The 13026-nt window shown below is 38.5% G+C and carries 16 protein-coding genes and 1 pseudogene; 13 read left to right on the top strand and 4 right to left on the bottom strand.

The window, feature by feature from the left end:
* The first annotated feature begins 747 nt into the window (after positions 1 to 747).
* Complete coding sequence (locus ArsFIN_RS21050; protein ID WP_135678515.1) at positions 748 to 1020, top strand: HU family DNA-binding protein; 273 nt, start codon at positions 748 to 750, stop codon at positions 1018 to 1020.
* 3 nt (positions 1021 to 1023) lie between these two features.
* A complete protein-coding gene (locus tag ArsFIN_RS21045; RefSeq protein ID WP_135678513.1) occupies positions 1024 to 1296 on the top strand; it encodes a hypothetical protein in 273 nt (90 codons plus the stop codon).
* 220 nt (positions 1297 to 1516) lie between these two features.
* Here ArsFIN_RS21045 and ArsFIN_RS21040 read toward each other — a convergent pair whose 3' ends face one another.
* Both ArsFIN_RS21040 and parM read right to left on the bottom strand, forming a co-directional pair.
* A complete protein-coding gene (locus ArsFIN_RS21040; RefSeq protein ID WP_135678511.1) occupies positions 1517 to 1876 on the bottom strand; it encodes a plasmid partitioning/stability family protein in 360 nt (119 codons plus the stop codon).
* Between the two features lie 7 nt (positions 1877 to 1883).
* Positions 1884 to 2830, bottom strand: a pseudogene (gene parM, locus ArsFIN_RS27045) (plasmid segregation protein ParM domain-containing protein).
* A 657-nt stretch (positions 2831 to 3487) separates the two neighbouring features.
* Between parM and ArsFIN_RS21030 the strand changes: the two are divergent.
* The 4 genes from ArsFIN_RS21030 (at position 3488) to ArsFIN_RS21015 (ending at position 6094) form a co-directional block, all read left to right on the top strand.
* On the top strand, positions 3488 to 3763 hold the full coding sequence (locus ArsFIN_RS21030) for a hypothetical protein (RefSeq protein WP_135678509.1): 276 nt from the start codon (positions 3488 to 3490) through the stop codon (positions 3761 to 3763).
* 283 nt (positions 3764 to 4046) lie between these two features.
* Entirely contained in the window at positions 4047 to 4748 is a 702-nt protein-coding gene (locus tag ArsFIN_RS21025) for a hypothetical protein (RefSeq protein ID WP_135678507.1), read from the top strand.
* A 99-nt stretch (positions 4749 to 4847) separates the two neighbouring features.
* Positions 4848 to 5393 (top strand): ATP-binding protein, encoded by a 546-nt coding sequence (locus tag ArsFIN_RS21020; RefSeq protein ID WP_026824214.1) that lies wholly within the window; start codon positions 4848 to 4850, stop codon positions 5391 to 5393.
* 521 nt (positions 5394 to 5914) lie between these two features.
* Complete coding sequence (locus ArsFIN_RS21015) at positions 5915 to 6094, top strand: hypothetical protein (RefSeq protein ID WP_135678505.1); 180 nt, start codon at positions 5915 to 5917, stop codon at positions 6092 to 6094.
* Here the strand turns inward: ArsFIN_RS21015 and ArsFIN_RS26630 are convergent.
* Positions 6078 to 6233, bottom strand: coding sequence for a hypothetical protein (locus tag ArsFIN_RS26630; protein WP_167876735.1), 156 nt, complete (start codon positions 6231 to 6233; stop codon positions 6078 to 6080). The genes ArsFIN_RS21015 and ArsFIN_RS26630 overlap by 17 nt on opposite strands.
* Before the next feature lie 162 nt (positions 6234 to 6395).
* On the opposite strand from ArsFIN_RS26630, the gene ArsFIN_RS21010 reads away from it, so the two are divergent.
* The 6 genes from ArsFIN_RS21010 to ArsFIN_RS20985 all read left to right on the top strand — a co-directional run bounded on the left by ArsFIN_RS21010 (position 6396) and on the right by ArsFIN_RS20985 (position 11049).
* The gene (locus ArsFIN_RS21010) at positions 6396 to 7052 is read left to right on the top strand and encodes an HP1 family phage holin (RefSeq protein WP_135678503.1); all 657 of its coding nucleotides are present in this window, start codon (positions 6396 to 6398) and stop codon (positions 7050 to 7052) included.
* Positions 7052 to 7477: a lysis protein gene (locus tag ArsFIN_RS21005; RefSeq protein ID WP_167876734.1), complete on the top strand. Its 426-nt coding sequence runs from the start codon at positions 7052 to 7054 to the stop codon at positions 7475 to 7477. The genes ArsFIN_RS21010 and ArsFIN_RS21005 overlap by 1 nt, the downstream gene beginning before the upstream one ends.
* 34 nt (positions 7478 to 7511) lie before the next feature.
* Complete coding sequence (locus ArsFIN_RS21000) at positions 7512 to 7925, top strand: hypothetical protein (protein WP_135678499.1); 414 nt, start codon at positions 7512 to 7514, stop codon at positions 7923 to 7925.
* A 73-nt stretch (positions 7926 to 7998) separates the two neighbouring features.
* Positions 7999 to 8994 (top strand): tyrosine-type recombinase/integrase, encoded by a 996-nt coding sequence (locus ArsFIN_RS20995; protein WP_167876733.1) that lies wholly within the window; start codon positions 7999 to 8001, stop codon positions 8992 to 8994.
* A gap of 263 nt (positions 8995 to 9257) precedes the next feature.
* A complete protein-coding gene (locus ArsFIN_RS20990) occupies positions 9258 to 9845 on the top strand; it encodes a hypothetical protein (protein ID WP_026824067.1) in 588 nt (195 codons plus the stop codon).
* Positions 9823 to 11049, top strand: a complete 1227-nt coding sequence (locus ArsFIN_RS20985) for a PBSX family phage terminase large subunit (RefSeq protein WP_135678495.1) — start codon at positions 9823 to 9825, stop codon at positions 11047 to 11049. Before ArsFIN_RS20990 ends, ArsFIN_RS20985 begins: the two co-directional genes overlap by 23 nt.
* 116 nt (positions 11050 to 11165) lie before the next feature.
* On the opposite strand, the gene ArsFIN_RS20980 is transcribed toward ArsFIN_RS20985, so the two are convergent.
* Positions 11166 to 11438 carry an HU family DNA-binding protein gene (locus tag ArsFIN_RS20980; RefSeq protein WP_135678493.1) on the bottom strand — a complete coding sequence of 91 codons (273 nt, stop codon included), beginning with the start codon at positions 11436 to 11438 and terminating at the stop codon, positions 11166 to 11168.
* Between the two features lie 602 nt (positions 11439 to 12040).
* Here ArsFIN_RS20980 and ArsFIN_RS20975 point away from each other — a divergent pair.
* Positions 12041 to 12922 (top strand): replication initiator protein A, encoded by an 882-nt coding sequence (locus tag ArsFIN_RS20975; protein WP_338023360.1) that lies wholly within the window; start codon positions 12041 to 12043, stop codon positions 12920 to 12922.
* Positions 12923 to 13026 lie beyond the last annotated feature (104 nt).

Raw genomic sequence — 13026 nt, 5'->3', positions numbered from 1 at the left:
AATTCATGCTTGTTAATAGTATTTAAAACGAATCCGCCTATAGTAAAAAACATAACCGCATAAAAAAGAATATCTAATTAAAACGAATCCGCCTATAGTAAAAAACATAACCGCATAACATCTATTATATAAAGTAAAATCAATAACTTAATCTTGGTCTTTACCTTTCTTTTACCTTATAAATAAAATACCTTTATTTACCGTAATCCACCTGTGGATAACTTTTTCCCATCTAAACCGAGAAGTATGTTACTACTGAGTGACCGTATTTCTCTTTTGCAATTGTGATATTCCGCTTCCTCGTCTGCTCACTCGCTTCGCTCGGTCACAGACTGTGGCGAGCGTAGGAATTTTAATCAAAAAAATTTTCAATATTCAATCTCGATTACTACTATTATTAGTAATATTTTTTAAGGGAGTTTACACATGGTTACTAAATTAACTATTGGGGCTATTTGTTTATGTTTAACTTATTCTGTATCTGCCCAAAAAACACACCAAATACCAGGAAATCTTGACGCCTGTTGGACAGTTGATGGGGATCGCTGTTGTAAACGACCATGGGGAGAAATTGAATGTTATCACGGGAAAGATAGACAATCGCCTTTATAGATTTTTATTATGCAAAATTGATCAAGTTAGTATTATCTATATATTTTTGTCAGATAATTTAATCAAGATATTGCACTATACAGGCTATACAACTAGCATCTCTTGGATTAACGTATCCACTAATTCAGGCACACCATGAACAAAACAGAACTCATCAGCAAAGTTGCAGAGAAATCAGGCTTAAGCAAGAAGGACTCAGAGAAGGCGGTTAATGCTTTCATCGAAACGGTGACAGAGGCTTTGAAAGCGGGAAATGATGTACAGCTTATTGGCTTTGGCAGCTTTCAGGTGAAGCCCCGAGCAGCCAGAGATGGACGCAATCCAAAAACGGGCGAGACTCTTAAAATTGCTGCTTCAAACGTACCGAGTTTTAAAGCGGGTCAAAGACTCAAAGAGGCGGTTAAGTAATTCATGACCTATGACGCAAAGTCAATTCGCATTCTACGTGAAGACGAAATTAAACAGTTTGACTGGCATTGGGCTGAGGAATTAGCCCACGAACACATTTTGCCCCTAGATTGGGTCAAACGCGGATTTGAAGCATCAAGACGACTCGGTATTGAACCAGAATTCTTCGTCAACAAGTATATCCTCAAACAGGACCTCCCCAAAAATGACGAATTCGAGCAAGTCTTCATCGAAGTGCTAAAGGAAGACAGAAAGAAGAGTCAGAATACCCTCTAAAAGCTCCTGTAATCCATTATGAGCCGTTTTCTCGAAAAAAACGTAAATTCGCACAGCTTTAAATTTATCGTCACTCACAATGCGTTTGGTGAATTTTGATTTTTTGATTTCAGAGAGAAAAAAGCCAACCCCGACGGTTGGCAAAAAGATGTAATCATGTTTGAGCTAAAAAATCTAACTACTCGTTTAGTGTGGCGCTTAATCTGAAAATTTCAAATCGTCACAAATTACCAAAAATATTTTTGGCGTTTTTTCGGGTTTCAAATACCCTTAAATCGTCGATTGAATTCAATGACTCCAATTCAACATGCTCATCATGAAAATTAGACATTTTGTTTTTTAACACGGTTTCCATCACTTTCGTGATTTCTTCCAGTGTGGTTTTGTCTGTCAAAAGTTCACTCAGCATATAAATTAATCTAGGCTCTTGTTTGAAAAGTGCCACACCGGATAAAAACGCCGCGCGCATGAATTTCCCTCTTTCACCTTGCGGCATATTCTCCAATACTTCGGCTGTGTACTTGTCAGCACCGTGTCTATCAGGATTGATATAAAATTGAATTTTTCTACGTGTGTCCATTTCTGTATCACCCTATAGAAAACATGCCATTGACCAAATCAAACTGAGGGTTTTCGCTTTTAAAAATCTGTCTTCCCTCGTTACACAGTGGGATTTAATTGCATCAGCAATAATTTCTGCACCTCCACCTATCACCATCACATGGGTATACCCACTGAATGTATTAACGGCGTCCAGTACACGATTAATCAGTCGATGTTTTGATTCCTTGAGTGAAGCAAGAACCTGATTTATTTGGCTTGCATCGTTGATACGGCGTTTTAAGTAATTCATATCGTGACTGTTGATGATAATATCATCCGCCAAGTAGTTGCTGCCGTTGGTTTTTGCCAAACTAAGCGCTTCTTTGACAGATTGCGTCATCATTGAGACACCGAGATGAGAGTTTCCGTATATCTTCGACACACCACTCATTTTCCCATCACTTGCGCTATATCCAGCGTTGTACCCCTAAATCCACAATCAAAAGCGAGTCGAGGTCATCAAGCGCTTTTGCTATGGAAAATCCAGCAGGATGGATTCCGGCATGACTTCAACATTTATGATGTTAAAAGTTTGTCCACCTTTAACTTCAACCAATTTTTTAAAATTGTCTTTTTTCCTCTGTATGTTCGCAAAATTCGGCTGATTTTGGTATCGAAATATTCAGCAATCGGCAAAGAGACGACGATTTCCACATCTTGAGGGGTAATTTTGACTGGAGTAAGGCGTGATGCACTGCAATTACATTCACATCGCTATACTGATACCCACATTGGTTGTCGTAACAGCAATAGGACTTATCGCATCGAAAGAGTACATTCGCCATTGATGGTATAATTTGAACTATTGCTGTCACCAAAAGAAACTGACCAATCACGCTTAAAGCTATTTGGGCTAATGAAGTTTCTGAATTCCTTCCTCACTCCATGATAATTTGATATTTGTTGAGCCATCATCGATATATATTTTCACGAGTCACCATTGAGAAAAATAAGAGATAATTAAATTTAAAATATGAGAATAACATAATCATTTAAGGTTTTGAAATGCCACTTATTCTCAAATAAGTCTCAATATAAGTTATTAATTGGTAACTTTAAGAGATAAAATGAGTTTATTCCGGTTAGGTGAGATAAATGAGAGATATTACAGAGAAAATATTGAGATGTTCTATTTGATAGCAAAAAAACGCCAGATATCCAATATCCGGCGTCTAGAGGTAGAAGAGATTTTAGGAATTTATTTCCGATTGCAAATTTGAAATTTAAAAAAGTGAAATTTTTTTGCTCACGTAAGTCGTTGATTTTGATCACTTTATTTTAATCTCAAATTTCACGTAAGTTATTGAAATAGATCGAATTATTGACATGGTGAAATTTCTGTTTACAATTTAGAAATCAATTTTTAGCTGTTTTTTGTACGGCTTTTGCTCTTTCACAATTTGGGGTTTTCTCTGTGGTTCGCAGAGCACATAATGTGATTTTTGGCATTCTGTGTTGGTGTTTTTTATTCAATAACACCGTTATCACATTCAATCGATTTGTGGAAATCGTATTTAAAATCTTCGTTTTACGAGGGTTGTTATCGTCTGAAATTCAGAAACATCAAAATATAGCGTTCAGGAGAGGTATGCCCCAAAAAATCATCTTTCTTCAAAAGAGAGATAACGTCAAAAGAAGGAAAATACTTCGTGCAATTGAGTTTTCGAGAGAAAAAGCGGAACAACAGGTATTTAACCAAAAACTCAAAAAAGCCTTTTGGCGACACGAAAATCCACGTCAGCAGTTACGGGATTTTCAACGACAGATAGTAGTTTACGCCAATCTGTTTATGAATTACCGCAAAAACAGCAAAACAAAAATCATCGAACAGAAAGCGCATATTGATGCGCTCTTTTGGAATTAAAGCCTTTCTTTGTCATTTTTTCAACCACATCAGGGAAATCACACGTTATTTCATATTTTTTATGAACTTGTTTGCACAATTTTAATAATTGGAGTGATTGAGTGAAAAGTGCCGCTACATTACGACTGATAGGTAATCCTCATGCATATTATCCAAATTTAGCCAAACCGCTTGGCGGATTAACCTCAGCAATTCTTTTTTCCCAAATATTTTACTGGCAGGACAAAGCGAATTCTGAATTAGGGTTTACAAAACTCGAGCTGATCTCGAAGAAGAAACCGGATTGACACATGACGAACAACGAACAGCAATAAAAAAATTAGTTTCAATCGGTGTGTTAATCGTGACTGAAAAGCGTCTTGAACACAAAACTTATTACCGGATTGACGAAGAAAAATTAAACGAGATTCTGGATAATTTCGCCAATTCAAAAAAGGGATTTTCGCGAGATGGAGAAAGTGGAGCTCCCGAAGTAGACATTGTCGAGTTCGGGGAATCGACATTATCGAGTTCGTTAGATCAAGAGATTACTACAAAGATTACTACAATAGATCCCTCTATAATCTCCCTTACGAAAAAATCGAAGGTTTTTGACCCAAATTCGCTAGAACTTCCAAACTGGTTATCAAGATCAACTTGGCATTCTTGGTTGCAGTACCGCAAGGAAATTAACAAACCAGTCAAATCCAAAATGACGGTTAACCAGACTATCAAGCTGTTGGCAAAGTGCCGTGATAGGGGTTATTCGCCAGAAGACATCATCAACACCAGTATCGCCAATGGCTGGCAAGGACTTTTTGAACCCAAAGAGACCCAAACGCAGAAATCCCGATTTGGATTTAAAGAGATCGCCAAAACGGATGTTTTCATCACCGATGATTTTGATTGGCAGAAAAACATTGGCATTTGGATTTTAGCTGAAATTGAAAATTCAATCTCAAATTATCGCTCAGACCCCTCTAAAACGCTCTGTAATCCATTCTGAGCCATTTTTCGGAAAAATGTAAATTCTTACAGCTAAAATTTATCGTCGATTATGAAGCGATACACGAAGTTTTGCTAATCTGCTTACGCAGGAGGAATTTTGAATACAGCAAATGGAGTATTAACCCGATTTCTCAAACTGATGCCAAAGCACATTAAACCGAAATTTAATACCGTTGACGAGTTGTTAGCGTGGCATCGTGAACAAGCTAAATTGGACTCAAACCGAATCTCCGAAGAAAATCGAGTCAGAAGGCTGAATAATATCATGGGTAACTCCGGTATTTCTGAACTTTATCAGCATTGTACTTTTGACAACTTTGAGGCTTTGACGACGGAACAAAGACAAGCGAAATTCAAAGCAAAAAACTATGCTGACAATTTTGGAAAATATTTTGGTGGATTTGTTTTTAGCGGTCATTCTGGCACAGGCAAAAATCATCTGGCAGCAGCAATAGGTAATCACTTAATTCAAGACGGACTGAGTATTTTAATTGTCACTTTTCCTGAGCTGATGATGAGATTGAGAAAAACTTACGAGAGCGCCCCTAAATATACCGAATCACAATTAATCGATGATTTGTGCGGTGTTGATTTGCTCGTATTTGATGATGTTGGCGTTCAGAGAAACAATCTCAATGAATGACTAGTCATTTTCCAAATTATCGATCGTAGAACATCAAGCAAAAAACCAACCGGAATTTTGACCAATTTACCGCAACAACAATTAACCGAGGTATTGGGGAGCGAATCGTCGATCGCTTAAGGATGGGCAAACCTACCGTAGTTAATTTCAACTGGTCAAGCTACCGCCGGAAAATTCAATAACAAATACGAGGTCAAAATGAATAAAGCGCCATACTTTTCAATCCGAACTTAAGCAGTGAAGAGCTTGAGGATTGGCTGGCTACGCAAAACTGCCTTAGCGCATTACAATAATTTAAAACGAGAAAAGCCGCCTTGACTAAGCGGCTATCAGAGGTAGATCGGATATTAGAGCGTGCAAATCATTTCTTCACATCAGATAAACTGAGTTTTCCTTGGGATCCCAGTCCGCTTGTGAAAGCGAAGCTATCTTTGATGGGTGATGACAGTTAAACGCTTAATTAAATCAAGAGGTCAAATTATGGAAAACAAGGATAATTCAACTGAGAAACTGGTCACTATTTGCGACAGGCAAATAGACAAGGAAATTGCCAAGTACTGCTTGGAAAAGTGGAACCAGCTATTTTTGAGGTGGTGACGCATTTGGTCAAAGAACGGTGTGAAAAAGCGGAGGTCATCGAAGCAGCAAAAACGACCGCCGAGGCGATCGTCGAAGGCATGACCTCTATTTTTCCTTCTTAACCGTATCGAGGAAGTTACAAGAATTATCACTCATTGTTTCAAGACGGATTTTATAAGTTTCCTCCAACTTCAAAATCTCACTAATGTATTCTTCCGGCGTAAGTTCTTTATCGTTGCGTTTTAAATATTCAACAGCCAAAGCACGAGCGTCGTATGGATAAAATACAGTTTAGACATAAAAAATTCCTTATAAGTTGAAGAGTGATAAGGATACCACCGAGCCTGACGTGGTGAAAAGACAGGCGTTTTCAAACAAAAATTCACGCCTCACTACCTCAAAAACCTCACCGGAAGAAATCACATGATGGAAAAGTATTCCAGCCCCTTGTCGTATCTATGGGCTGGGGCGACAACCGCTATTGGCATTCTCACGCTCGAAGAGTGGGTAGCTGTAGTGGGTATTGTCTGCACGATAGGGACATTTTTTGTTAATTGGTATTACCGCAAAAAGGAATTTGAACTCAAGGAACATCACTATGAAGATACCGAAAAAATATTGATGGCAACGGGCGGTAGTGCGTTATTGCTGGCATCAAGCATGATAACGCATTTTGAGGGATTGAGGTTTAAGCCCTATTTCGATGGTGGTGGTATTCTTTCTGTTTGCTATGGACATACAGGTAACGATATTGAGCGTAATCGGACGTACACGCAAAAAGACTGCGATAAGTGGCTTGATGACGATTTAAGGGCGGTTAAACGCTATGTTGACCCGCTGGTTAAGGTCAATATCAATACACTGACTCAGGCAGCCCTTTACTCATTTGCTTACAACGTGGGTGTGGGCAATTTTGCCAAATCCACGTTACTCAAAAAGCTCAATGCAGGAGACCCACAAGGCGCTTGTGATGAAATGAAGCGATGGGTTTATGTTGATGGTAGAAAATGGAAAGGGTTAATGACCCGTCGAGAAATAGAGAGCGTAATATATTATGGCGACCTTACGCATTTGTCGTAGTGATTATTGCGGGGTTAATTATTTCACTGATTTTCATCAACGCACGTTACCAAACAGTCAAGCAAAACTACCACACGCTAAAACAGCAATATCACGAGCAAATTGAAGCGTTGAAATTGCAACAACAGAAGATAGATTCCTTGCACCAACTCGATATTCAACACACCGAGGAAGTGAATAATGCCAAAGCTGAAATTGCTAAGCTGCATGATGCTGTGCGTGCTGGCAACAAGCGGTTGCGCGTCAATGCCGTGTGTCATACATCCAAAACCGTTACCGCCCAGAGCCGATATGATGAAGCCACCCCACAACTTAACGCATCAGCTCGACAGGATTATTTCCGTTTCCGAGAAATGATAGTGGAGAATGAGAAGCAGACAGAATATCTACAGCAGTACATCAAAACTCAGTGTCAATTTCATTGATTCGATAATCAACAATATGTCAGGAGTAATAAATATGTCTTTGTACCCTTATAGAATAACAGAAGTATACGATTTTTCGACCAATAAAAGCCTCGAAGAATACCATCTTCAACCTTATATGTCCCATATGGGCAAGATTTCTCCTAAACTGGAGAATGGTATTTTGACCCTAAGTGAACATACGGCTGTTATCATAAAAGCGCTTCCTCTTATAGTCGGTAATAAGTATCGGATTGTACTAAAAAATGCTTCTGGTAATGTGGTTTTTAGTCAAAATAATAGTCGCTATTTTGGTTTTATGGAGAATCTTAAAAATGAAGACGTTAATGTTGAATGGCAAATAGAACCTAATATTTATGCTGATGGTGTAAAAGAGAAATTATATATTCATGCAGGATCTACTACTTTGAGTTTTTCTGGATATGAGATAGGAGAATGGGTGGATTAGCGAAATACGCAATAAAACGGCATCCTTCATATCGAGTAGGATGCTAACGCATTCCACACCAGATAATCTCAATATGAGTTCAATCAAATTACCCAAAACTCGCCACGGTAGCGAGGGTTTTCGTGTGCATTATGAAAATGCAGCAGGGCGATTTCATAAAAGTTTCAAAACGTTGGATGCAGCTTGCCGTTTTCTTTTTTTGAGTGAATCTGAGCGATTTGGTGAGATGACAGCAAAAGAAAAAGAGCGATGCCGAGATTGGCATCTTCGCAAGTTGATTCAGTTTTATGTGGGTAAAAAAGTCTCACAATGTGAAACGGGGCATTTGCGCCAAAGTTCCCTTGATACGATTAAACATGCATTGTTTTCGATTGACGAAACGTTGCAAGCAAAATTGGCGTTGAATATTCGTCCGAGTGAATTTAATGGCTTACCTGAGAATACGCTTAAACATCTGCATTCGGCTTATTTGTTGTTAAAAGCAATGCGAAATATTGGCGTGAGTCCAATACCAAAACTGAAAAAGAAAGTGGAAAAGCCGATTTTTATTCCGGCATTTTGCAATGTAGAAGAGATGATCAAGCAATCGCCTGTTCGTGAAAAGATAACTTTTATTTTGGCATCAAAATTGGGCTTACGGATAAGTGAAATCTTGGCATTGGACTATAGCGATATTCGTGAACAGAGAATTCACATCTCAAAGCACTTAACACGATATGGCGTTGTAAATTTGGGGATGAAAGCGGATTTGCAAAGGATTTTACCGCTGCCAAAAGATTTAATGCAATTTTTGGATAAAGAAAAGAGAGGAAAGCCTATTCCATTGTTGATGTCAGAACGTCAATCTCGTTTGTCATTAACGTACGGAAGAAGTGGGATTATCAAAAAACGGTTATTGGAATATGAGATTGGTACATTTCATAACTTACGGCATTTTGCTGCGATTTCATTAATCCAAAGAGGCTACGGAATAAATGTCGTATCGAAAATGTTGGGTCATCGAAGTATCAAAATCACGCATGATACTTATGGACGTTTTTGTCGGTCAGTTTTGGACATAGAAATTTAACATTTGCGTTTATTTTTTAATCACAATCCAAAACAGGTGGAAAGCGATCAAACTCAATAATCATGAAGTATTCAGTCGTATAAATCACAGAATAGCCAAAAACGCATAATTCCGAAGTCATACTTCCGAATTTTTGAAAATCAAAAAAAACTAATAATTACAAATTATTAAGAGGGATTTCTTACGCATAGTTCCGAAGAATAAGTCCGAACTCAAAACGGCTAATTTCACGAATGTTGCACAAATGTTAATAAGAGGTTGTCATGTCAGGGAAAGCGAAATATCAAAAAGCGTATATTGATGACGTGATCAACCTGTCTTTGGTGAAAGGCAAAGTGTCAAATAACTTCATTGCAAAGTGGCTGCACGTTAACGAAAAAACAATCCGAAACTGGCGAAAGGATTATTACGAGTTTGATCATGCCTTTCATCATGCCGCGGACATTTTGAAAAAAGAGATCGCGGAAACGGCAAGGCAAAATACCAAAATGCGCACACGCAAAATCATTAAGAAAACCCCTGACGGCGAAACGACAACGATAGAAGAAGTATTACCCAGTCACAATGATATTGCCGTTTACAAAAAAATGGGGATTAACGAAGTCTTCTTTGACGAAGAAAAGCAGCAACGAAAAGAATATTTAAGATCGATACTTGAGCGCAAAAAAGCGGGTGAAATGACTTCACTGGAAGCAGCGCAATTTTTGGAGATTGAAGGTATTCCCGTTCCCAACACGCTATTGCTCGAAATTAAGCAATCATCAGATTTCAATGAATCGGAAGATATTTTCCCATCTATTATCCATGTTAACGCAGGAAGTTTTAACAATGACGAAAGAAATGGCAATTGATATTCCGCCTAAGTTAACCACAGTGTTTAACGGAAGTGCCCGTTATCGCTGTGCTTACGGTGGGCGAGGAAGTGGCAAAACACGTACCTTTGCGTTGATGTTGGCGGTTAAGGCTTTCAATGCCGCAAGGGTGGGTAAAAAAGGCGTGATACTTTGCGCCCGTGAATTCATGAACTCCCTTGAAGACTCCAGTATGCAGGAAGTAAAACAGGCAATACAAAGCGTCAGTTGGCTTAATGCCTTTTTTGATATTGGTGAAAGGTATATACGAACGAAAGACAAACGGGTTTCTTTTGTTTTCTGTGGATTAAGGCATAACTTGGATAGCCTTAAATCAAAATCATCGATTCTTTTTTGCTGGATAGATGAGGCTGAAAACGTACCGGAGTACGCATGGCAAAAATTAATCCCCACGGTACGAGAAGATGCTTCTGAAATTTGGGTGACGTGGAATCCTGAGCGAAAAGGGAGCGCAACCGATGTTCGCTTCAGACAGAAAAAACCAAGTAACTGTATTTCGGTTGATCTTAACTACAATGACAATCCGTGGTTTCCTAATGTTTTGGAGGAAGACCGGAAAAACGACCGGATCCGGCTTGATGCCAATACCTATGCGTGGATTTGGGAAGGGGCTTATTTGGAAAATTCCAATAAGCAAGTATTGAACGGCAAATATGATGTTGTTGAGTTTGATGATGATCTCTGGAAAAAAGCAGACCGATTGTTGTTTGGAGCCGATTTTGGATTTTCGAATGACCCTAGCACCCTGATACGTAGTTTCATCCTTGGTGACTGTCTGTACGTTGAATACGAAGCCTACAAGGTTGGCGTGGAATTGGACGCACTACCTCAATTCTATCAAGCGATACCGGAAACAAGACGTTGGCCAATTAAAGCAGACAACAGCAGACCAGAGACTATCAGCTACTTAAAACGACAGGGCTTTAATATTGCTCCGGCATCTAAATGGAATGGTAGCGTAGAAGACGGCATCGCGCACCTACGAGGCTTCAAAAAAATCATTATTCACCCGCGTTGCAAACACACAATTGAAGAAGCGCGGCTATATTCGTACAAAATTGACCGTAATACGGGTGATGTTCTGCCTGTCATTGTTGATGCTCACAATCACTGTTGGGACGCAGTGCGTTATTCTTTGGACGGGTATATCAAAGGCTCAGTCTCTTTTCTGGATACGCTATAGTGTATTACTGGAAGTACAAAAACGTTCGGTTTCGGACATCATCCAAAACACCTGTACAAAAATAGGTAAATTATGTTCCGTACAGGTGTTTTAATTCGTACATCAATTTCGGTCAGTTATTTGACGGCTTCTTTCAAAGTCTTACCCGCTTTAAAACTCGGTACGTTTGCAGCAGCAATTTTAAGTGTCTCGCCCGTTTTAGGATTACGTCCATCTCTGGCTGCGCGTTGCTTAACTTGAAAGTTGCCAAAGCCAACGAGTTGTACTTCATCTCCTGCCTTTAGCGTTTCTGTCACGGTTTCAATGAAAGTGTTCAGTGCTTTCTCTGAATCTTTTTTTGTTAAGTTGGTTTTTTCAGCGATTTGATTAATGACTTCTGTTTTGTTCATGTTGTGCCTGAATTAATGGATAAGTCAATTCTAGAGATGCTAGCGGTAGTAACTGGGTAGTGCAATGTTTCAGTGTTAATTAACTCAAAAAAATCTTTTTTATTAAAATCCCGCCGCTCGCCGCCAGTCTGTGACCGAGCGTAGCGAGTGAACAGACGAGGAAGCGGAATATCACAATTGCAAAAGAGAAATACGGTCACTCAGTAGTCACCTATTTTTGGGTTTAGGGTTTTGTTAGAAAAAAAAGTTATCCACAGACTCAAGAGGGTAAAACCTGATTAAAAGATTAGTTATGTATAAGTTAAACAAGTTAAAGGATTTTTTTGTGTAAGTATATGAAATACAATAAATTTTACTACTTGTTGGTTTTTAAAAGCCGATTCAAAAGTTTTTAAAAGCCGAATGATTTTTACGTTATCCACATCTTGGAGCGGTGTTTTTTCTTGTTTTGGTTTTTAAAAGCCGAATAGCGAAACGGCTAGATGTTACTAGCATCTAACCGTCTCTGACTAACAACCCTAGGATAGATAGGATTGAAGCTATGGCAGATCATACAAGTAATCAGAGAGTAAGTAACTTGAAAACATTACGACCCCGTAAACATGAACTGGAATTTTTTATTGCTGATGAAGTGGAAATTTCAAGTTTTAGAGATGAAATTGCTAGCATGGAACATCCATTTTGCCATGAAAGGAGGAGATACCAAGGTTAGAGAATATAAAAATGGCAATGTAACTTTGATGGTTAGTCCTCCATCTGTAATTGGACTAGCAACAATTTTTGATAAAGATATATGGATTTATAGTATATCAAAGTTACAGGAAGCGATGAATAATCATGAAGAAATAAGCAGAACAGTTTGTTTTACACCATATGATTTTTTTGTCACGACCAACAGAGATAAAAGTGGTAGAGCATACGATGATTTAAGAAAGGCATTAGCTCGTCTTGCAGGTACTAGAATCGAAACAAATATCATATACTCTGATGATTCTAGGAAAACAGAAAACTTTGGACTGATTGATAAATGGTTTTTTTTAGAAGAAAAAAAAGGCAAGTTGGATATCGGGATGGTAGAGGTAACGCTACCTGACTGGCTCTACCAGGCTTTACATAAAAAGAAAATGCTAAAAATCAGTCACGATTACTTCCGTATCAGAAAAGCAATAGACAGGCGACTTTATGAAATTGCTCGTAAGCATTGTGGTAATCAGGGGGAGTTTACGATATCCCTTGAAAAATTGCATTTAAAAACAGGAAGCACTGCATTGTTGAAAATGTTCAGACATAACATTAAGCAACTGGCTAAAGCGAATGACTTACCTGATTACAGTGTTCGTTACGATTCAAAAGTGGATATGGTGATTTTTAATAACCGTAATCTGACGGCGGAACAGGAAAAGAAAGAGCAACAAAGGGAAAAAGGTAAGCGTGAGATTTATAAGTTAAAAAATTCACTGGCAGCTAAGCGAGGTGGAAAATGAAAAATAATAAGTAATTATGTTATCTTGATGGTTAGGAAATTGAATCGCTTTTAAAGTGAGTAGCAAAAGCCATCCCTTATTGCAAAAAGGAGATGGGGATCGAT

The sequence above is a fragment of the Arsenophonus nasoniae genome (genome assembly GCF_004768525.1).
Lineage (GTDB): Bacteria > Pseudomonadota > Gammaproteobacteria > Enterobacterales > Enterobacteriaceae > Arsenophonus > Arsenophonus nasoniae.
Note: the sequence above shows the minus strand (reverse complement) of the source record. Positions and strands in the feature narration are given on the sequence as shown.